This window comes from Bacillus sp. CBEL-1, from assembly GCF_004348885.1.
Taxonomy (GTDB): domain Bacteria; phylum Bacillota; class Bacilli; order Bacillales; family Bacillaceae_H; genus Priestia; species Priestia aryabhattai_A.
The window spans coordinates 23,829-43,566 of the sequence record NZ_SBIM01000008.1; the positions used below are offsets into that span (position 1 = coordinate 23,829).

At 38.3% G+C, this 19,738-nt stretch carries 21 protein-coding genes; 6 read left to right on the top strand and 15 right to left on the bottom strand.

From position 1 onward, the window contains the following. The 4 genes from EPL02_RS06145 to EPL02_RS06160 are packed head-to-tail and all read right to left on the bottom strand — an operon-like array spanning position 1 to position 3,755. A complete protein-coding gene (locus tag EPL02_RS06145) occupies positions 1 to 1,482 on the bottom strand; it encodes a sugar ABC transporter ATP-binding protein (RefSeq protein WP_131887265.1) in 1,482 nt (493 codons plus the stop codon). Between the two features lie 14 nt (positions 1,483 to 1,496). After that, positions 1,497 to 1,892, bottom strand: a complete 396-nt coding sequence (rbsD, locus tag EPL02_RS06150; protein WP_131887266.1) for a D-ribose pyranase — start codon at positions 1,890 to 1,892, stop codon at positions 1,497 to 1,499. A gap of 2 nt (positions 1,893 to 1,894) precedes the next feature. Further along, positions 1,895 to 2,773 (bottom strand): ribokinase, encoded by an 879-nt coding sequence (gene rbsK / locus EPL02_RS06155; RefSeq protein WP_131887267.1) that lies wholly within the window; start codon positions 2,771 to 2,773, stop codon positions 1,895 to 1,897. A gap of 1 nt (position 2,774) precedes the next feature. Then, positions 2,775 to 3,755: a LacI family DNA-binding transcriptional regulator gene (locus EPL02_RS06160; protein ID WP_131887268.1), complete on the bottom strand. Its 981-nt coding sequence runs from the start codon at positions 3,753 to 3,755 to the stop codon at positions 2,775 to 2,777. Positions 3,756 to 3,975: 220 nt separating this feature from the next. Between EPL02_RS06160 and EPL02_RS06165 the strand changes: the two genes are divergently transcribed. After that, positions 3,976 to 4,866, top strand: coding sequence for an AraC family transcriptional regulator (locus tag EPL02_RS06165; RefSeq protein WP_094912285.1), 891 nt, complete (start codon positions 3,976 to 3,978; stop codon positions 4,864 to 4,866). A 141-nt stretch (positions 4,867 to 5,007) separates the two neighbouring features. Here the strand turns inward: EPL02_RS06165 and EPL02_RS06170 are convergent, their stop codons facing one another. Both EPL02_RS06170 and EPL02_RS06175 read right to left on the bottom strand, forming a co-directional pair. Then, entirely contained in the window at positions 5,008 to 5,835 is an 828-nt protein-coding gene (locus tag EPL02_RS06170) for an aldo/keto reductase (protein WP_131887269.1), read from the bottom strand. Positions 5,836 to 5,869: 34 nt separating this feature from the next. Further along, positions 5,870 to 6,619: an IclR family transcriptional regulator gene (locus EPL02_RS06175; RefSeq protein WP_131887270.1), complete on the bottom strand. Its 750-nt coding sequence runs from the start codon at positions 6,617 to 6,619 to the stop codon at positions 5,870 to 5,872. 266 nt (positions 6,620 to 6,885) lie between these two features. Between EPL02_RS06175 and EPL02_RS06180 the strand changes: the two genes are divergently transcribed. Then, on the top strand, positions 6,886 to 7,209 hold the full coding sequence (locus tag EPL02_RS06180; protein ID WP_094912282.1) for a PadR family transcriptional regulator: 324 nt from the start codon (positions 6,886 to 6,888) through the stop codon (positions 7,207 to 7,209). A 14-nt stretch (positions 7,210 to 7,223) separates the two neighbouring features. Beyond that, complete coding sequence (locus EPL02_RS06185) at positions 7,224 to 7,988, top strand: hypothetical protein (protein ID WP_131887271.1); 765 nt, start codon at positions 7,224 to 7,226, stop codon at positions 7,986 to 7,988. Between the two features lie 8 nt (positions 7,989 to 7,996). Here EPL02_RS06185 and EPL02_RS06190 read toward each other — a convergent pair whose 3' ends face one another. Continuing rightward, positions 7,997 to 8,308, bottom strand: coding sequence for a hypothetical protein (locus EPL02_RS06190; RefSeq protein WP_131887272.1), 312 nt, complete (start codon positions 8,306 to 8,308; stop codon positions 7,997 to 7,999). A gap of 416 nt (positions 8,309 to 8,724) precedes the next feature. On the opposite strand from EPL02_RS06190, the gene EPL02_RS06195 reads away from it, so the two are divergent. Together EPL02_RS06195 and EPL02_RS06200 are read left to right on the top strand one after the other, a co-directional pair. After that, the gene (locus EPL02_RS06195; RefSeq protein WP_094912434.1) at positions 8,725 to 9,057 is read left to right on the top strand and encodes a DUF485 domain-containing protein; all 333 of its coding nucleotides are present in this window, start codon (positions 8,725 to 8,727) and stop codon (positions 9,055 to 9,057) included. A gap of 17 nt (positions 9,058 to 9,074) precedes the next feature. Further along, a complete protein-coding gene (locus EPL02_RS06200; RefSeq protein ID WP_131887273.1) occupies positions 9,075 to 10,625 on the top strand; it encodes a solute symporter family protein in 1,551 nt (516 codons plus the stop codon). 47 nt (positions 10,626 to 10,672) lie between these two features. Here EPL02_RS06200 and EPL02_RS06205 read toward each other — a convergent pair whose 3' ends face one another. Then, a complete protein-coding gene (locus tag EPL02_RS06205; RefSeq protein ID WP_131887274.1) occupies positions 10,673 to 11,650 on the bottom strand; it encodes a zinc-binding dehydrogenase in 978 nt (325 codons plus the stop codon). Between the two features lies 1 nt (position 11,651). Beyond that, positions 11,652 to 12,149 carry a lactoylglutathione lyase family protein gene (locus EPL02_RS06210; protein ID WP_094912277.1) on the bottom strand — a complete coding sequence of 166 codons (498 nt, stop codon included), beginning with the start codon at positions 12,147 to 12,149 and terminating at the stop codon, positions 11,652 to 11,654. 173 nt (positions 12,150 to 12,322) lie between these two features. Between EPL02_RS06210 and EPL02_RS06215 the strand changes: the two genes are divergently transcribed. Further along, entirely contained in the window at positions 12,323 to 12,670 is a 348-nt protein-coding gene (locus tag EPL02_RS06215) for a winged helix-turn-helix transcriptional regulator (protein ID WP_094912276.1), read from the top strand. 38 nt (positions 12,671 to 12,708) lie between these two features. Here EPL02_RS06215 and EPL02_RS06220 read toward each other — a convergent pair whose 3' ends face one another. The 6 genes from EPL02_RS06220 to EPL02_RS06245 form a co-directional block, all read right to left on the bottom strand. Continuing rightward, a complete protein-coding gene (locus EPL02_RS06220) occupies positions 12,709 to 14,961 on the bottom strand; it encodes a YhgE/Pip family protein (RefSeq protein ID WP_131887275.1) in 2,253 nt (750 codons plus the stop codon). A gap of 237 nt (positions 14,962 to 15,198) precedes the next feature. Beyond that, a complete protein-coding gene (locus EPL02_RS06225) occupies positions 15,199 to 16,200 on the bottom strand; it encodes an ABC transporter substrate-binding protein (RefSeq protein WP_131887276.1) in 1,002 nt (333 codons plus the stop codon). Next, positions 16,197 to 16,949 (bottom strand): ABC transporter permease, encoded by a 753-nt coding sequence (locus EPL02_RS06230; protein ID WP_131887277.1) that lies wholly within the window; start codon positions 16,947 to 16,949, stop codon positions 16,197 to 16,199. The genes EPL02_RS06225 and EPL02_RS06230 overlap by 4 nt, the downstream gene beginning before the upstream one ends. Then, a complete protein-coding gene (locus EPL02_RS06235; RefSeq protein WP_131887278.1) occupies positions 16,946 to 17,710 on the bottom strand; it encodes an ABC transporter ATP-binding protein in 765 nt (254 codons plus the stop codon). The genes EPL02_RS06230 and EPL02_RS06235 overlap by 4 nt, the downstream gene beginning before the upstream one ends. Then, positions 17,703 to 18,374, bottom strand: a complete 672-nt coding sequence (gene tenA / locus EPL02_RS06240) for a thiaminase II (protein WP_131887279.1) — start codon at positions 18,372 to 18,374, stop codon at positions 17,703 to 17,705. The genes EPL02_RS06235 and tenA overlap by 8 nt, the downstream gene beginning before the upstream one ends. After that, positions 18,371 to 19,651, bottom strand: a complete 1,281-nt coding sequence (locus EPL02_RS06245) for an acetylornithine deacetylase (protein WP_131887280.1) — start codon at positions 19,649 to 19,651, stop codon at positions 18,371 to 18,373. The genes tenA and EPL02_RS06245 overlap by 4 nt, the downstream gene beginning before the upstream one ends. Between the last annotated feature and the right edge of the window lie 87 nt (positions 19,652 to 19,738).

A 19,738-nucleotide genomic window follows, 5' to 3' on the forward strand; every position in this document is an offset into this window, starting at 1 on the left:
TTACTGACCTCCTGTTGCATATGTCATAATTTTTTCTTGCGTTGCTTCTTCTTTTAATAATTCTCCCGCTAGCTTTCCTTCATGAATTACTAAAACGCGATCACTCATACCTAATACTTCTGGAAGTTCTGAAGAGACCATGATAATTGCCACTCCACGTTCTGTTAACTCGTTCATAAGCTGATAAATTTCACGCTTGGCTCCAACATCTACTCCGCGAGTTGGTTCATCTAAAATTAATATCTTCGGTCCGATACCAATCCATTTCGCTATAACTACCTTTTGCTGGTTTCCTCCTGATAAGCTACCCGCACTAATGTCGGCTGACTGCGTTTTAATCGTTAAACGCTTAATAAGCAACTCGACAAACTCTCGCTCACTTTTTTCAGCAATCATTCCTTTTGTTGAAAAACTTTTTAGGTTTGGAAGCGCAATGTTTTCTCGAATTGAAAAATCCAATACAAGCCCTTCGTCTTTTCGATCTTCTGTAATAAAACCGATTCCATGCTTTACTGCTTCGTCTGGTGTTTTAATTTTGACAGATTGGTTGTTTACCAAAACTTCTCCTGAATCAATAGGATCAAGACCAAAAATAGCACGCATAATTTCAGTGCGTCCAGCTCCCATAAGACCAGCTACTCCAACAACTTCTCCTGATTTTACAGAAAACGAAATATCATGAAAGGCATGTTTTCTTGTTAAGTTTTTTAGCTCCAATACCGTTTCTCCAATTTTAGTTTGCCTGCTTGGGAATCGATCGGTCAGTGAGCGCCCTACCATTTTACGCACAACGTCATCAAAGTTTGTTTCGGGGATCGGTGTTGTGTCTACTGTTTTTCCATCGCGCATAACAGTAATACGATCACAGATGGTAAAAATCTCTTCCATTCGATGTGAAATGTAAACAATGGATACACCTTGGGCTCTTAATCCATTTATTACTTCAAATAGCTTTTCAATTTCACGATCCGTTAACGCTGCTGTTGGTTCATCCATGATAATTACTTTCGCATTCGTCATTAACGCTTTGGCAATTTCAATCATTTGCTGTTCACCCACAGAGCATAAGCTTGCTTCTTGCTCTAGTGGAATGTTGACAGCTAAGCGATCAAATTGCTTTTTGGCCTGCGCTTTCATTTCTTTTGTTTTCAAAATTCCAAACGGTGAGTAAAGTTCTTTTCCAATAAATAAATTTTCAAGAACCGTCATATGAGGCCAAACGTTCAATTCTTGATGAATAAAGGTAACTCCTGCTTGTTCTGCTTCTTTTGGATTTGAGAAATAACGCTCTTGGCCATCAATTTCAATTCTGCCTTCATCTCGCTTATGAAGTCCGGTTAAGATATTCATTAACGTTGATTTTCCTGCACCGTTCTCTCCCATTAATGCATGAACTTCTCCAGGTAGCAGTTCAAAATCAACACCTGAAAGTACTTGGTTTGTACCAAATGCTTTATAAACATTGGACATTTTAATGTGCATACTATTCACCCCTTTTAAAAGATAACTCCTGCTTGTAAAATACAGTTTGCATAGGGCGTTACTTCTCCTGTTCGGATAACGACTTTCGCTTCCTTTGTTAACGCTTTCAGTATTTCGTGTGAAACAAACTGCTTTTCTGTGTCGAAAAAGGCTTCGTTCATATAGTTCATTGTTTCTTTGTTATTTTCCTTAATCTCATGTGCAAGAATTACTTTTTCAATAACCATGTCATCTCTTACTGTATCTACGACGTCTTTAAAACTAGGAACACCTAGCTTTAAAGACAAATCAATACGGGCTACCCCGTCTGGGATTGGTAAACCTGCATCAGCAATGACAATTATATCCGTATGGCCAAGATCTGTTAGCACTTTTGAAATATGACTATTTAAGATTCCGTGACGTTTCATCTCTATAAGTTCCCTTCAACTTGTTCTCTAGTTGGCATACCGCCTTGAGCTCCAAATTTTGTGACAGATAATGAAGCTGCTCTGTTTGCAAAACGAATGCTATCATTCAGACTTTTCTTTTCCGCTAGCGCTACAGCAAAAGCAGCATTAAATGTATCTCCTGCACCTGTTGTATCTACGGCTTCTACTTTATATGAAGGAACAAGCACTTCTTCCTTTTCGTTAAAATAACGAACGCCCGCTTTACCTTCCGTAATAAACAGCTTGTTCGCATATTTATGGAGCACTTCTTCCTTCGGTTTGTCTTTAAATAAAACCGTTGTTTCATGCTCATTTGGCGTTAAGTACGTCACTTGTTCAATAACCTCTTCTTTTAATTCTCTTGCTGGGGCTGGATTTAATAGAAGAGGCACATTAACTTCTTTACAAAGCGAAGCTACGTATTCAACTGTCTCTTCTGGAATCTCTTGCTGGATAAGTACAATGTCGGATGCTTTAACAATTTCTTTTGCCTGGTCTACATATTCTGGCGTAATAAGGTCGTTCGCTCCTTTTACAACAACAATACTGTTATCACCTTCAGCTAGAATAATATGGGCAGTTCCACTTTCCATGTGTGTAACCGGTTCCACATAATCTATGTTAACACCATTCTCTTTAAAATTATTTAAAATGGCTTTTCCATAATGATCATCACCTACTCGGCCAATCATGTATACCTCTGCTCCAAGCCTTGCTGCTGCTACCGCTTGGTTTGCACCTTTTCCTCCCGGAACCGTTTTAAACGATTCTCCAAGCACTGTTTCTCCAGCGCCTGGACGTTTACTTGAAGTAACTACTAAATCCATTGATGAGCTACCAATAACCGAAATTTTCACCATCTTAATCAACCTTTCTTGTTGTATTTCTTTCAATAAACGCAACCGGTAATTCAATATGTTTATCCTGAACAATTTCTTTTTTGATATATTTTAATAACAGTTTTGCTGCTTCTTTTCCCATTTCATAAGCGGGCTGTCTAATTGTTGAAAGTGCTGGAAATAACAGTTCACTTTGAGGAATATCATCAAATCCAATAATTTGTAACTCATCTGGAATTATCTTTCCTAGCCGCAAAGCTTCATGTAAAATAGCTGCTGCTACAATATCATTACTGGCAATTACTCCATCTGTATTGGCATGCTTTTCAAACAGTTCTTTTGCCCATTTCTTCGCTTCATGAAACGAAAATGAAGTCGTATTCATCACTTGAAAATCGACGTTTGCTGCGCTTAACGTTTCAAGTGCACCTTGAAAACGTTCTTGAGCTGGCTTTACGTTTGGAGGACCTTTTAAAAGAGTAATTTGTTTACTTCCTCTTTTTATAATTTCTTGTGCAGCAATTTTCCCACCTTCTCTTCCATCCGCATATACTGATGGATATTGAGGCGATGTACGGTCTAAAAAGACAACCGGAAAGCCTAAACCTTCATACGTTTCATCATCAGATATCGTTCTGGCTGTAATCATACCAACAACGTGATTTTGAGTAAACGTATGTAAATAAGCCGCTTCTTTTTTTAGATTTTCATCACTATTTCCAAATAAAAGACGAAATCCTTGGCTATGCACTTCATCTTCAATACCGCGCGCAAGCTGTGGAAAGAATGGGTTCGTAATATCTGGAAGCAACAATCCAATCAAGCGTGACTCACGCTTATATAGAGATCGTGCTACTTCATTTGGACTATAGTTTAGTAATGTAATTGTTTGCATGACTTTTTCTCTCGTATCTTCGCGTACATAGCCTGTGCTATTAAGCACGCGAGAAACCGTCGCAACAGATACACCAGCATGCTTCGCTACGTCTCGAATTGTTACCATACGAATGCCCCCCTCCTTTATATGTAACCGTTTACATTAATAATATATCATGAAATTGCTTTGTTGACAACACAAATATTTTCACCTATTTTCTTTTTCAAAAAAAAACGTACATATATAATAGAAGAAACTCGTTTAAATACCTGTAAATATTGAGCAAGTAATGTTAAGAACCACATGATGTTTATTGGTATAGTAACAATAAGGTAGGTGAAACAAAATGACGTATGAACAGTGTGTCTTAAACACCATTGATTATATTGAAGATCATTTGCATGACTCAATTACTTTAGAGCAGTTAGCTGAAGTAGCTTGTTTTTCTCCATTTCATTACCACCGAGTCTTTCAAACGCTAGTTGGTGAATCCGTCATGGAATACGTGCGAAAACGAAAATTAACGGCTGCAGCTCAACGATTATTTTACACAAATGATAAAGTAATTGATATTGCATTTGACCTTGGCTTTCAATACACCGAATCATTTAATCGATCTTTTAAAAAGGTATATGGACTATCGCCAAAAGAATATCGCAGTGCCAATATGTTGTGTGGACCCCTGCGTGGAAAAGCCTATCTACAAAAACCAGTAACAGGAGGAAACAAAGTGAAACCTATGTTAATCACAAAAGATGCTTTTCACATTATAGGATATGAATTACGAACAAAAAACGTCGACGGTCAAAACAACAAAGATATTCCTGCGTTTTGGACTCATTATCTTAAAAATCAGCTTAGTACTAAGATACCCAAGCCATTATATAAAAACAAAGAGCTAGGAATCTGCACAGACTTTACCCCTTCTACGGGTGAATTTACCTATATAATTGGAATGGAAGTGCAAGAAGATACTGCAGCACCTGAAGGCTTAACATATCGTAGCTTTCCTAAAATAGACTATGCTGTTTTCACAACGCCTAAGTCCAGTGAAGACGACTTTACGTTCTCCATTCAATCTACGTGGAACTATGTTTTCACAGAGTGGTTTCCACAATCAGGATACGAACATTACGGTTCAATGGAGTTTGAGCTGTATGATGAAAGATGCTTTGGAAAAACAGATAAGCAAATTGATTTGTACATTCCGATTCAAAAGAAGCTTAGTAAAGCGTAATTATATAGTAACTATATAATAGAAGAAACTCGTTAACTATATCCAAAGTATCTGTTATATGCTTTGTATACAATAAGACAACATGAACAATAAAAGAGCGTCGCTTTGGAACAAGCGACGCTCTTTATGATTCGTTCTTTATTAAAAGTCAAAGTTATCTGGGTCTGGACCAACGCGATGGTTTTTATTTAGTGCATCGATTTTAGCCATATCGTCTTGAGAAAGTTCAAAGTCAAAGATTGATGCATTTTCAACGATGCGGTGCTCTTTAACAGACTTTGGAATTGTTACAATTTCACTTTGTAAATCCCAGCGTAAAATAACTTGTGCTGTTGATTTACCATGCTTATCTGCAATCTCTTTCAGTACCGCGTTATCTAATAATTCACCTTGAGCTAATGGAGACCATGCTTCAATTTGAATATCATTCTTTTTACAGAAGTCTCGAAGCTCTACTTGAGTTAATAATGGATGAAGCTCTACTTGGTTAACCATTGGTTTTACTTCAGCGTCTTTCATTAAATCTTCTAAGTGATGAATTTGGAAATTCGATACGCCAATTGCTTTTACTTTGCCATCTTTATATAGCTTTTCTAGCGCTCTCCAAGTGTCTTTGTATTTTCCTTCTACCGGCCAGTGAATTAAATATAAATCCAAGTAATCAAGACCTAGTTTATTTAAGCTTGTTTCAAACGCTTCTAACGTTGACTCATAGCCTTGGTCTGCATTCCATACTTTTGTTGTAATGAAAAGATCTTCACGTGGTACACCTGCTTCTTTAATTGCTTGTCCTACGCCTTCTTCATTTTCATAAATTTTGGCTGTATCAATACTTTTGTAACCTGCGTTAATTGCCCATTTCACTGAGTCAACTACCTGCTGTCCATCTTCTACTTTAAATACACCTAGACCAAACCATGGCATTTCAACGCCATTTGCTAACTTTGTTGTTGATTGTAAATTGTTCATTAGAATTCATCCCCTCTATAACTGTATATTTGAATCACAACTTGTGAGTCATTGTGTGAGAAATTGCATCGGCACATTTTTTGACAAGCTTAGCATGATGTTCATCTTTATCTTGAGAAACTCGACCCGAAGGTCCTGAAAGTGCTACAGCAGCAACGACTTGCCCATTTTTTCTTACAGGTGCTGCAATACACCTTAATCCAATTTCCCCCTCTTCATTATCAACCGCATAGCCTTGCTCACGAATTTTATGCAGCTCCGCTTCCAAAGCTGTACGAGATGTAAGAGTATGAGAAGTAAAAATTTCAAACGCCAGTTGTTCAATGATTTGATTTTGCACTTCTTCTGACTGATAGGCAAGAATACACTTTCCAATACCGTTTGCATGAATTGCTTTTTTATTCCCTACTTCTGAATGTGTACGCGTGCTATAGTATTCGCCGCTCACAACTTGAGTTGTCACCATTTTGTTATCAGAAATAACTCCCGCATAAATAGTTTCGTTTGTTTGTTGATTCAGCTTCTCCATTGGTGGAACAGAAAACCAGTTTAAATCGTAGCTGTTCCCACCAGATAGCTGAGATAATAGCACAGCAGAAACGCGATAGCGGTGATCGGCTGTTCTTTCAATGAACTCATTTTGTTCAAGTGTACTCACTAAGCGATACATGGTGCTTTTATTATATTGAAGCACATTCATCATTTCAGAAATTGTCATATTCGGCTCTTTTATTAATAAAGAGAAGATATCTAATCCTTTTTTTAATGTACCCACTTCAGACATTTTAAGCTCCTCCTTTAGCCGAATAATAATTTTATTATAATTACGGTATAATTTTTTATCAAATAAAGAAACTCACTTCGATAAAATTCCCTATAAAAGAGAATATCAAACCCTTCTATAATTGGTATTCCACGATTTTTACTAATTAAACAAGAAAGCACTTGAATATTTTTACAGAAATTAGTATTGTGTATCTTGTAATGCAAAATAGTAACATTTTTTAACCCACTATCTTATATTACAAGGTAGTTAAGGAGGAACGGTTTGTGTCTTCAACTCAGATGTTAAAAGGAATTTTAGAAGGCTGTTTATTAGCAGTCATTTCAAAAGGTGAAACATATGGATATGAAATGATTGAAAAATTGGAAGCCCACGGTTTTCATATGGTAAGTGAAGGCAGCATTTACCCACTCCTTCTCCGTATGCAAAAAGAACAGCTTATCACAAGCATTATGAAAGCTTCGCCTAATGGTCCAAAACGAAAGTATTATACGTTAACACCTGAAGGACAACAAGAGCTAAAGGACTTTCAAGAACGTTGGAATTTGTTATCACACAGCGTTAATCAGTTAATGAACAACAAAAAATAGAAAGGGGAATGAATATGACGTTATCAAAAGAAAGCACGGATTTTTTGCAAAATTTACGCCTTTATTTGTTTTCAAGCGGAAAAAACGAAAGGGAAACAGAAGATATTATTCTTGAGTTATCTCATCATTTATCAGATGCAGAACAAGACGGGAAAAGTGTTCACCACATTATCGGTCAATCCCCAAAAGCATATATGGAAAACTTATCAAGTGAAATGAAGACTGACTTAATGGGATGGTTGAAGTACTTGCCAATGATTATTTTAGGCGTATTTGCTTACAGCTTGCTTGGCGATGCCATTCATGGTGATATTGCATATTCTGCCTACACGCTTATTGGCATGCCTATTTTCATTATGGTTATGGTGCTTATTTTGCTAAGTCTCTTTCGTGTTGTGGCAGCTAGACAATTGTCAGGATTAGCTTTGCTCACTCTGTTTATCCCTTACAGTGTCTTATCGATTGGTGGGTTTATTGCGCTTGTATTTCTAGAGAGAAAGGCAGAAATAAAACTTTTTGTTGTTTCTGGTGGCTTGTACTCACTGAGTGGCTTGGTAAGTGCACTAGCAGCGATCACATTCTTAATAGCCGTATCAGTTTGGTCCAAAACATGGGTGAGCATTTTAATTCCTATTTTTCTTTATTTACCTGAAGTTATTATAGATTTTCTTTCAATATCAGAGTCTATTGGGTTAGTAGTAAGTTCACTTATTTCATACGCCGCAATTAGTGTTTATATGCTCATCGTCATAAAGAAAACCCAAAAACAATCAGTTTAAATAACGGCTCATTTCGAGCCGTTGTTTTCAAATCTCTCTAGCTGATCTAACTTATTTTCTGCTGCTAGTATTTCGCGCTGCCGTTGTCCCAGTAAATCAAAATGAGGGTAGCCTGAACGATTATCAATATATCTAGATGGAATATTATATTTCTTTCCCCACTGAATGAGTTTTGCTATATCGCTGCAACCTACTTTTGTTACCGTTGTTGCACCCGGAAATCGTTCATCAATCCAATAGTGAGTTAAAAATGCAATCTCTCCTCGATTCACAGCTTCCTTCCATGCATATAACTCTTCACGCTTTAATCCAAATGCCATCGTGTCACCTTTTTCTATCATCTCATTTTCTGTTATATAACATATTTTTATATTATCTATATAATGTATAACAGAATCATATAAATACCTTCTTAGTAAAAAAGTTTCTTTAATAAATAAACCTATCTTTTTATTATCTCAATAAAAAATATCATTAGGTAAAATAACTTTTTTATGATGTAAATAGCCTTTTTTGAGCTTGTTCATATTATGCTACAATTATATCCAATTCTCTTTCATAGTTATCTCTTCTCTAGCTTTTACTTTTTTACAGCTAGAGGAAATGTCGATATTTCTTAGTTTTTGTCATATAATCTAAATTTACTTTTTTTTCTGAAAACAATATAATGACGGTGTACAGGAACATCTATCCAATATGTTCCAAACTTAATTTAAAGGGGGTATTTTCATTGGCGATGAACGGAAGCTCGTTACAAAAAACCGAAGAACAACCTACCTCACCAGACTATACGAAAATTGTTCAATCTCCATCTTTCCAACAGCTCTTAAAAACAAAACGAAATTTCATTTTACCATTATCACTATTTTTCCTAGCTTTTTATTTTACACTACCTATTTTAACAGCTTATTCTAACGTATTAAATCAACCTGCTTTTTTATCAATGACATGGGCATGGGTATTTGCTTTTGCTCAATTTATTATGACGTGGACACTGTGTATTCTTTATACCCGTCGCGCAGCTAAATTTGACGAACTAGTTGAAGTAATTAAAGCTGAAGCTCGCTAAAGAAGGAGGATCTGTTAATGAATGGACTTGCATTTTCACTATTTCTCGTAATTGTTGGATTAACGCTCGTAATCACATACTTAGCTTCTAAACGAACCAAAACTTCCAGTGATTTCTATACGGCTGACGGAAGCTTAACAGGTCTACAAAATGGAATGGCGATTGCTGGAGATTATATGTCTGCCGCATCATTTTTAGGTATCGCAGGAATGGTAGCGCTTTCTGGGTTCGATGGTTTCTTTTACAGCATCGGATTTTTAGTTGCTTACCTTGTTGTGTTGTATGTTGTGGCAGAACCACTTCGTAATCTTGGAAAATATACGATGGCTGACATGATTGCTGCACGCTTTGACCAAAAGAAAGTTCGTGGAGTTGCGGCTTTAAATACTATCACGATTTCAATCTTTTATATGATTGCACAGCTTGTAGGCGCAGGCGCACTTATTCATTTATTACTAGGACTTGACTACGTCTACTCTGTTTTAATCGTTGGTGTCTTAATGACAATTTACGTGGTATTTGGTGGCATGACAGCAACAAGCTGGGTTCAAATTGCCAAAGCTATTTTATTAATGATCGGGACATTTATTATTTCCGTGATGGTGTTTGCAAAGTTTGATTTTAGCATCGTAAAAATGTTTTCAGAGATGAAGACAGCAACACCTCTTGGCGAAGGCTTTTTAAATCCTGGAAACAAGTTTACCAACCCGCTTGATATGATTTCTTTAAACTTAGCTTTAGTGCTTGGTACTGCAGGATTACCTCATATTCTTATCCGTTTCTTTACGGTAAAAGACGCAATTACAGCAAGAAAATCCGTTATTTATGCAACATGGATTATCGGTGCGTTTTACATTATGACTATCTTCTTAGGATTTGGTGCAGCAGCCTTTGTTGGATACGATGAAATTATTGCGGCAAACTCTGCTGGTAACATGGCAGCTCCGCTATTAGCCCAAGTTTTAGGCGGAGATTTCTTATTTGCTTTTGTATCAGCCGTTGCGTTTGCAACGATTTTAGCAGTTGTTGCGGGGCTCGTTTTATCAGCAGCTTCAGCTTTTGCACATGACTTTTATAGCCATATCGTTCGTCGTGGTGAGGCAACGGAAAAAGAACAGGTTGTTGCGGCACGCTGGGCATCAATCGGTGTATCAATTATCTCCATTATTCTTGCATTATTTGCTCAAAATATGAACGTAGCCTTTTTAGTAGCACTTGCTTTTGCAGTAGCAGCTAGTGCAAACTTACCAATCATTTTGTTTACGATTTTTTGGAAACGATTTAATACTACAGGTGCAGTAACAGGGATGCTTGTAGGCTTACTAAGCTCCCTTATTCTTGTAGCAATTAGTCCTAACGTTTGGTCACCTGAGGCAGGAGCAGCCATCTTTGTTGGGGAACCGCTTATTACGCTCACTAACCCAGGGATCATTTCAATTCCACTTGGATTCTTAGCTGCTATTATCGGTACGCTTGTCTCAAGTGAAAAAGCAGATGCGAAGAAGTTTGATGAAGTATTAGTTAAAGCAAACACAGGCATGGGCATTCAAGGTCCTGTAAAGCATTAATAAACAAAGAAATAGCTCCCTACACAAGGGGAGCTATTTCTTTATGCTTATAGAACTGCAATGATTTTTCCTGTCACGGTACGACTAGCTAACTGTGTTAATGCTTGTGGAACCTCATCTAAAGAGATGGTTTTCTCAACAAGCGGATCTAGCTTCCCTTCTTTCACAAGTTGCAGCATGACATCTCCTATTTCCTTTAGAGCTGTTTGCTCTTGACGATTAGTTGATTGGTGAGCACTGCCTAATGCAACTTGATGAAAAGAAAGTGGATGTGCAAATGAAATGGCGCTATTCACGTCAGGTGGCCCTGCAATAAAAGCGATTTGCCCGTTAAATGCAAGTGCTTCTAGTGATTTATTTGCATTTTCCCTTCCAACCGTTTCCAGAACAGCATGAACACCTAACCCGTTTGTAATCGCAAGCGTTTCTTCCACAAAATTCGCCTCTTTATAATCAATGGCATAATCAGCACCTAGTGATTTTACGTACGCATGATTTTTTTTAGATGCTGTCGTAATGACGGTCAACCCTGCTTGCTTGGCAAGTTGAATCGCAAAACCGCCTACTCCACCAGCTCCCGCATGAATTAAAATAGATTGACCTTTCTCGATATGAAGCTTAGAGAATAGCGCTTGGTATGCGGTATAGCCAGCACAAGGTAACGCTGCCGCCGCTTCAAACGATACGCCTTGTGGGATAACAGATACCGTATGAGCCGTTGTCACAGCATATTCAGCAAAACCACCTTTTTTCGTTAAGTCACCATGATAGACAACACGATCCCCGACTTGAATATCGGTCACATGTGCACCTACTTCTTCAACAATACCCGCTACGTCTAATCCTAAGATATGGGGATATGACCAGCTTGGGTTTCCACCCGTTGCCGTTTTATAATCAACGGGATTAAGAGCAGCAGCTCGTACGCGTACTACTACTTCTCCAGCATCAGGCACAGGCTTTTCACTATCTCTCACCTTCATGTGTTCCCATTGTCCCTTTTCTTCTAAAAGTAAAGCTTTCATCCTAGTATGCTCCTTCTGAATATGTCAGTTCGTAACTATGCGTATAGATTTCGATTAAATTGCCGAATGGATCTTCACAGTACACCATTTTGTAAGGCTTCTCATTTGGATAATACTCACGAATTGGCATACGTTGCTTTCCACCATGAGCAACAATTTTTTCTGTAAGTCCTTCAATGTCAGGGTCTTGAACGCAGAAATGGAAAATGCCTGTTTTCCAAAATTCAAAGTTATTTTCAGGCGTTTCATTTTGAGGAAACTCAAAGATTTCTACACCAATTTTATCTCCTGTTGCTAAATGCGCAATACGAAACTTCCCCCAGCCAGAGCCAAAAACATCTGTACACATTTGTCCAATTGCACTGTCATCTTCTATAATTTCAGATGGCTCCATAATGACGTACCACCCTAGTACTTCCTTATAAAATTTAACGGCTTCGTCCACATTAGGAACAGAAAGCCCGATATGTGAAAACGAACGTGGATATGGTTGATTCATTATTGTTTCCTCCTTCATATTTAAGATTGATTTCAGTATAATGGAATCGTACATCCATGAATAGACGGCACTTTCGTGTAACCAGGTTACCAAGAAGTAACCTCCTTAACGAATTCAATTAATAGATTATCCAATTGACATCCTTCTATTACATTGCATAAGGAGAGATAACGTTGAAGGCTACTAAATATAATATTCCTGTAGAAGCTACTCTCGAAGTGATTGGAGGGAAATGGAAGGTTGTAATCCTTTGTCATTTGAAAGAGCAAGCTCTTCGATTCAGCGAGCTACAGCGCGTCATTCCAAACATCACAAAAAAAATGCTCTCCCAGCAGCTGAGAGAGTTAGAACATGACGGCATTATTAAACGTACTTTATATGACGAAATACCACCAAAGGTCGTATACTCGTTAACAACTGAAGGGGAAACGCTAAGAGAAGTGTTAAACCTAATGTGTGCTTGGGGAAGCGAACGCATAGCACAAAGCCCAGATGCTATTAATTTGTTTAAGGAATGCTAAAAAAAGCTTAGCCCTCACGAGGCTAAGCTTTTTTTCTATTAAGCTGTTGCTTCTTCGTCTTCGTTTACTTTGCGAAACTTTCGCACATTCAAGCTGAAGACAATAATGGTTAAGATAATAAATACAAGCGCAAATATTCCTAACACGCCTGCTTGGCTCCAAGCAAATCCATAATCATCACCAACCGAAATGATTTCACGGAATCCTCGAATGGCATACGTCATTGGCAAGAATGGATTAATTACTTGGAAAAATTCAGGTACCAACGCTTTCGGGAACGTTCCTGAGCTTCCTCCAATTTGAAGGAGAAGCATGATAAACGTTAAGAACTGCCCTATCTTACCTAAAGCTGTTGTTAAAAATAACACGAGGGTGAAGAATGTTAAGCCTGTAATTATTGTAAACACATAAAATCTCCACACGCTCGTTACGTATAAATCAAGTCCCCACAGCAGTACTGTTGCTACAAGAATTGATTGAAAAACAGCCATAAAGGCAATTACGCTAAACTTACTTAAGAACCATGCCAAACCAGACGTCGGCGTAACGGCTGGGTCTTTTAATGAATAAACAGAAGAGAACATCAACGCTCCTGCAAATAATCCAATACATAAGATATACGGTGTTAAGCCCACTCCATACTTATCAACATTGTTCTGTTTGTCATCTTGTAAGTCAGTTGGACTAGCAAACATGCTGTACGTTTTATCATTTGGATTCACTTCTTTGGCATCATTTGCCCCTTCTTGTAGAGAGGAATGAAGCTCACTTGTACCTTCTGCTAATTCAGAAGATCCATCATAAAGCTTACCAGAGCCTTCTTCTAACTCTTTTGTACCGCTAACAAGCTGAGAACCACCTTTGTCTAATTCACCTAAGCCGCTCACCAAGTCTTTTGTTCCTTCAGCAAGCTTGTTTGCACCTTCGCTTGCTTCCCCTAACTTGTCATTAAATGTTGTAAAATTTTTATTAAATTCTTCTTGACCACTTGCTAGCTTAGTCGCACCATTTGATAGTTCTGTGACTCCACTTTGAATTTGTTTACTAGCGTCTGATAGATCAGTCACTGCGCCCTGAATTTGTCCACCGGCTGCTGATAACTCTTTCAGGCCATCTGCTAGCACTTGAACTTGATCAACCTGCGCTTTTAATTCATTCACTTGAGCCTGCTGCTGCTCCATAAATTGTTCAGAAGAAAGCTTTGTAATTTCATCAATAAGCTTTTGCTTTTCTTCATCTGGAATATTTTCATTTTCGTTAATAGAATTTACAATTTGCTGTTGTCTAGTATCAAACGCTTCTTGAGCTGAATCAATTTTTTCTTTCACTGCGTTAATTTCTTGCTTCTTTTGCTCAATTTTTTTAGCAACTTCATTTACTTTTGTATTTGCTTCGTTTAAGCCACTTACGAATTCAGGAAGTTTTTGCTCTAGCTGATTTAAACCACCTACAAAAGCAGGAAGTTTTCCTTCTAACTGATTTAAGCCGTCATCGATGGCTACTGCTCCACCTTTTAGCTCTCCAGAAGCCGTTTCTAATTTCCCACCAGCATCTGTTAGCTCACCTAATCCACTTGCTAGCTTAACTTGATTTTCATTAATAGTTTTAGCACCTTTATTGGCATCGCTAATACCACTTGCTAATTTTGTTACGCCTTCTTCAAAAGTAACAGTGCTATCAGCTAACTTTTTTAGATTATCACGAAGCGTTTTAGAACCATCTTCAATTTTGCCAGCACCATCGCTTGCTTCTTGAAGGCCATCTGCTACCTCTTTAAAACTATCAAACACAGTCTCTGCATACTGCTTTGTTACTTCTTCTTTAATTTGTTCATTTATTTTTGTTACTGCATTTGAACCAATCTGCGCGCCGGAATAGTTTTTACCAGCGTTCGTATGATAGACAAACTTCATTTTCTTTGGATCTTCATCCATTAAAGTTGTTGCGTTTTCAGAGAAATTACTTGGCAGTTCTAGGACGAGGTAATATTTTTCATCCTTTAAGCCTTCTAGCGCTTCTTCTTTATTCGTAAAACGCCAGTCAAACGTATCGTTATCCTTTAAATTTTCAACAAAATCATCACCGACGTGAAGTTCTTTCCCATCTAAAGTAGCGCCTTTGTCTTCATTGACAACCGCTACAGGAATTTGATCTGTTTTTCCATATGGATCCCAATAAGCTGATAAAAAAATCACATTATATAAGAACGGAACAAATAATAAGCCAACAATAATTAAAATATTCATCGGCTTTGAAATAATGGATTTCCATTCTCCCTTCAGCATATTCATCGTTAAATCCCCCAATAGCTTTTCAGTTAAATCGACCGTTTGACCAAAAAACAAATACGGTCATTAAGTTCTGATTAATGTTATCATACTCACAAACAGTAGGTCAATTATAATTTAAAATATTTTTCTTCATATTTAATATAGAAATTGAATTTCTATATACTTTTTGTTATCGACTATCATTTTATTCCCTGTTTAAACATAAAAACGCATCAATCGATGCGTTTTTATGTTTCATTAATTTGTGAGATTTATAAACATATCTTCTGCCTTGGGTTCTTTTTTAATTAAACTGGAATCCTTTAACCACTTCGCCGTTTCTTCCCAAGACTTCGCTGTCTGACTGCCAAACCCTTCAGCTGATTCCATCTTTGGAAGCAAGATATCAAGGCTTTGCTTTTCTACTCCTTCCACTAATGGAAAGTTCGCTTTGTCTTGATTGCTTAATAAAATGTCAAGAGCTTCATCCGGATGTTCATTCATAAACTCATAGCCCTTTGTTGCTGCTTTCCAAAACGCGCGAATAGATTCTTCATCTGTGTCCCATGTACGATCGCTCGTTACTGCTACTAGCTCATAATAATTAGGAACACCATAATCTGTTGGGTTAAAGTAGCGCGTATCATACCCTTTGTCTTTCAAAACAGGAACTTCGTGATTAATATATGCACCGATTACCGCGTCGACTTTTTTCGTTACAACTGAAGACCCTAATTCAAAGCCTACGTCAGCCATTTTAACCTTGTCCGGATTCCCTCCATCTGTTTTAATCATCTTTTTCAGCAGCGCTTCATTTAAAGGAATTCCTGTATATCCCACTGTCTTTCCTTCTAAATCTTTTGGACGCTTAACAGGACTTTCATCCAAAAAGACAACGTGATTTAATGGAGAACGAACAATCGCTCCTACTGACTTTACGGGAACATTTTCGTTAGCCCTTGCCATTACGACATCTGGCTGATAGTAAAATCCTAACGTAATTTTACCTGTGGCTGCTAAGTTTAACGGATCGGTTGGATTGGCTGGATATTGAATGTCTACTTTTACACCTTCCTCTTCGAAATAGCCTTTTTCTTGTGCAACGTATAAAAAGCTATGTACAGCATTTGGATACCAATCCAACATTACCGATACTTCTTTTAATTCTTTCTTATGAGTTGCTGAACTTGTTTCATCTTTACTACAAGCAGTCGTTAATACTAAAAGCAGCAGTGATAAACTAACTAGCCATTTTTTCATTTAGCTTTCCTCCATTTTAGTGATCTACGTTCAATCCATGTAATGCCAATAAAAGAGATGATGCCAATAAGAGATAACACAACGATTGGAGCGAATACACCGGCTCCATCAAACTGTGTCATCATTCGTCGACTGAAATAACCTAAACCTGCTTGTGCACCGAGCCACTCACCGATAGCAGCTCCAATAACGCTTAAGGTTACCGCTACCTTTAAGCCTGAATAAAAATGAGGTAAAGCGGCTGGTACGCTTAGCTTCATAAAAAGGTCTCGCTTGGTCGCTCCCATCGTTTTTAAAAGTTCAACGTGTTCACGCCTCGTTGAGCGAAGACCATCAAACGTGTTCACGGTAATAGGAAAAAATGTAATTAAGACCGTTACCACTACTTTGCTCCAGATGGAATAGCCAAACCAAAGTACAAAAATAGGCGCTAACGCTATGATTGGAATAGTTTGTGAAGCTACTAAAATAGGATAGATAGCCCGCTCGATGGTTTTGTTGTTATTCATCCAAGTTGCAACTAAGACGCCTACAACAATCGAAATAGCTAAACCTATTAAAATAATCAGTAACGTTGAAGGTAAATGTTCAATGAAAAGCACTTCCTTTAGCTCCCATATTCTCACACACACTTCAATTGGAGATGGTAAAATAAAGGGCATTCCCACAATATAAGCGATAACCTGCCAAATAATTAGTAATACGAACGTTAAAATAATAGGTAAGCTCCACTCTTGTATCCTTTTCATGCATCCACCTTCATCCTGAGCTCTTGCATTAGTTGGTGCTTCAGCTTTACAATCTCTGGTCGATCTATGTCCTGCAGAGCTCTTGGTCTTTCAAGAGGTACCTTCACTTGTTTAAATCCCTTTAAAGGTTGCTTATCAAAGATAAAAATACGGTCTGATAAGAACAACGCTTCCTGCACATCATGCGTGATAAACAAAATGGTTTGATTACGCTTTTGCCACTGCTCAAGGAGCCACTCCTGCATGGATAGACGAGTAATAGCATCCAAAGCACTGAACGGTTCGTCCAGCAAAAGCACGTTCGAGCCACTCAATACCGTGCGTAGGAATGAAACACGCTGCTTCATTCCTCCTGATAAATCAGATGGAAACCTCTGTTCATATCCTTTTAAACCAAATTCACTGAGCAGTTCTTTTGCTTGTATATACGCTTCGTCTTTTGGTACCCCTTTTAACTCTAAAGGCAAAGCAGCGTTATCTAGAATGGTCCTCCAAGGTAAAAGAAGATCTTCTTGAGGCATGTATCCCACATGCCCAAAGCGATTGTGGTGCTGCTGATTATTAATTAAAATTCGTCCCGCCTGCTCTATCTCTAACCCGGTAATAAGGCGAAATAACGTGCTCTTTCCGGAACCGCTTGCGCCGACAATGCTTACAAATTCTCCTTCTTCAATATCAAAATTAAGAGATTCCAAGATTGCTTCTCTGCTTTCTTCATATGAAAAAGTCACCGTTTCAAACTCCAAAGCCTTTTTATACATGAACAGGCCACATCGCTTTTTCGTAAGCCATATCCCAGAATAAGTATTCAAAGCGTGTCGTATTAATAAAAATTTCTTCTAACTTAGTAAGATCTGCTTCTGATTTTCCTTCTGCTAGTTGATCCATTAAATCAATACACCAAGTCGCCAGTTCACCAAATTCAGCTGAGCTGTACATATCAATCCATTCACTATAAAGTTCATGCTTTGCACCAGGCTTGGTGCGAAGCTCTTTTCCAATCTCCCAATAGCTCCACATGCAAGGCAGGAGTGCCGCAACAAGTTCCGCTAAGGTTCCGTTTTGAGAAACATGAAGCATGTAGTGCGTGTAAGCAAGCGTTGTTGGAGCTGCCTCTGCTGTTTCTAGCTCTTCAGGGGTAATTAAAAAACGCTTTGCATATTGTCTATGTAACTCCATCTCTTCATTCATTGTTGAATGTAATAACGCTGCAAATTTCCCCATTGTTTGAACATCTGTTGCTTTTACTGCTCCAAGAGCAAACAGCTTCGCATAGTCAATCAAGTACACGTAATCTTGCACCATATAAAAGTGAAACTTATCTTGTTCTAACGTTCCTTCTCCCATTCCTTTTACAAAAGGATGCTCATGCGTTTGCTTCCAAATCGGCTTTACTTTTTCATACAAACGTTCACTAAATTTCATTTTGCATTCTCCTTTTTTGTATGTAGCCATTCATAAATAAATTGAACCATCACTTTCGTGTAATCAAGCAATTGATTAACAGATAGCTTTTCATTAACAGAGTGAGCCTCCGTTAAGTCTCCTGGACCATAAATAGCTGTAGCTATACCTGCATCAGCTAGCCAGCCACCGTCCGTAACCGTTGGCGAAACGTTGATATGCGCTTCTTTCATTGTTACTTCTCTATGAGCACCGACTAACGAGTGAACTGCTGGATGATTTTTATCTACTTCAAATGCCGGGAAAATTTCTCCTCTATCTTCAATCATTGATGTGCCTCCCCACTTAAACGTTGGAGGATTTTCTCTTAGCCACGGATCTGCTTTTGCAACCTGTAACAGATAGTCTTCTACTTCTTTCATTACCTCTTCATATGATTCATTTGGATAATAATGAACGGTCACCCACAGCCTGCATTCATCTGCGATAAAGGCTGCGTTGCGGCCACCTTCAATAACAGCTGGATTGATTGTATTTGTTCCAAGCGGAAAACCGGGATAGCTTTTGACAACAGCCCAGTGGCGCTCAAGCTCCTGCAGTGCACCAATTAATTTCGCCATTTTTTCAATTGCACTGGCTCCTAATAAGCCGCCCCCTGCATGAATCATTTGCCTTCTTGTGGCATCATGATATGTTTGCTTACTTTTCACGGTTATCCACCCCGTAATGACTCCACCTTGACCTTGGATTTGCAGCTCACTTGTATCAACCACAATCGCAAAGTCTGCGCTGTATCCTCGCTTGCAGCATTCAAGGGTCCCAGCTTCTCCAACCTCTTCCCCGATAACCGATTGAAAGGTTAAATCCCCCGGAAATTTCATTCCAGCTTCATGTAGAAGCTTAATGGCAAACAGCGCTCCAGCGAGTCCACCTTTCATATCAGCAACGCCTCTCCCCATTATGAATCCTTCTTCAAATTTCGTTTGGAAAGGACTTATATCCCATGCTTCGCCTTCGTTGACTGCCGCAACATCAATATGTCCATTAATAATTAAACTCTGATATTCGCTTTGACTTGTTCCTTTTAACGTTCCTACAACGTTAGGGTCATTTGGGTACACGTCCCACATGTCAATTTCAAAACCATAGCTTTCCAACAGCTCTGCAATATATATCTGCGCTTCTTTTGTATTACGTGCAGGTGGTGCTGGTGTTTTATACGAGACGAGCTTGGTCAAAAGCTCAATAAGTTCATCTTGTCTAGTATCCACCTGCTCTACCACATCTGTAATGTTCATACTAATCCCCTCCCTCTAAACCACATAAAAAAGCGCTTCTTTTCATAGAAAAGAAGCGCTTGAATATACACATATATCCCTTTTACA

Excerpts from the sequence above, each read along its gene's own strand:
- EPL02_RS06205 (WP_131887274.1), bottom strand. The coding sequence starts at position 11,650 with ATGAAAGCTTTACTTTTAGAAGAAAAGGGACAATGGGAACACATGAAG.
- EPL02_RS06210 (WP_094912277.1), bottom strand. The coding sequence starts at position 12,149 with ATGAATCAACCATATCCACGTTCGTTTTCACATATCGGGCTTTCTGTT.
- rbsK (WP_131887267.1), bottom strand. The coding sequence starts at position 2,773 with ATGGTGAAAATTTCGGTTATTGGTAGCTCATCAATGGATTTAGTAGTT.
- EPL02_RS06230 (WP_131887277.1), bottom strand. The coding sequence starts at position 16,949 with ATGAAAAGGATACAAGAGTGGAGCTTACCTATTATTTTAACGTTCGTA.
- EPL02_RS06165 (WP_094912285.1), top strand. The coding sequence starts at position 3,976 with ATGACGTATGAACAGTGTGTCTTAAACACCATTGATTATATTGAAGAT.
- EPL02_RS06175 (WP_131887270.1), bottom strand. The coding sequence starts at position 6,619 with ATGTCTGAAGTGGGTACATTAAAAAAAGGATTAGATATCTTCTCTTTA.
- EPL02_RS06200 (WP_131887273.1), top strand. The coding sequence starts at position 9,075 with ATGAATGGACTTGCATTTTCACTATTTCTCGTAATTGTTGGATTAACG.
- EPL02_RS06245 (WP_131887280.1), bottom strand. The coding sequence starts at position 19,651 with ATGAACATTACAGATGTGGTAGAGCAGGTGGATACTAGACAAGATGAA.
- rbsD (WP_131887266.1), bottom strand. The coding sequence starts at position 1,892 with ATGAAACGTCACGGAATCTTAAATAGTCATATTTCAAAAGTGCTAACA.
- EPL02_RS06170 (WP_131887269.1), bottom strand. The coding sequence starts at position 5,835 with ATGAACAATTTACAATCAACAACAAAGTTAGCAAATGGCGTTGAAATG.
- tenA (WP_131887279.1), bottom strand. The coding sequence starts at position 18,374 with ATGAAATTTAGTGAACGTTTGTATGAAAAAGTAAAGCCGATTTGGAAG.
- EPL02_RS06160 (WP_131887268.1), bottom strand. The coding sequence starts at position 3,755 with ATGGTAACAATTCGAGACGTAGCGAAGCATGCTGGTGTATCTGTTGCG.
- EPL02_RS06220 (WP_131887275.1), bottom strand. The coding sequence starts at position 14,961 with ATGAATATGCTGAAGGGAGAATGGAAATCCATTATTTCAAAGCCGATG.
- EPL02_RS06225 (WP_131887276.1), bottom strand. The coding sequence starts at position 16,200 with ATGAAAAAATGGCTAGTTAGTTTATCACTGCTGCTTTTAGTATTAACG.
- EPL02_RS06235 (WP_131887278.1), bottom strand. The coding sequence starts at position 17,710 with ATGTATAAAAAGGCTTTGGAGTTTGAAACGGTGACTTTTTCATATGAA.
- EPL02_RS06190 (WP_131887272.1), bottom strand. The coding sequence starts at position 8,308 with ATGGCATTTGGATTAAAGCGTGAAGAGTTATATGCATGGAAGGAAGCT.
- EPL02_RS06145 (WP_131887265.1), bottom strand. The coding sequence starts at position 1,482 with ATGCACATTAAAATGTCCAATGTTTATAAAGCATTTGGTACAAACCAA.
- EPL02_RS06185 (WP_131887271.1), top strand. The coding sequence starts at position 7,224 with ATGACGTTATCAAAAGAAAGCACGGATTTTTTGCAAAATTTACGCCTT.
- EPL02_RS06195 (WP_094912434.1), top strand. The coding sequence starts at position 8,725 with ATGAACGGAAGCTCGTTACAAAAAACCGAAGAACAACCTACCTCACCA.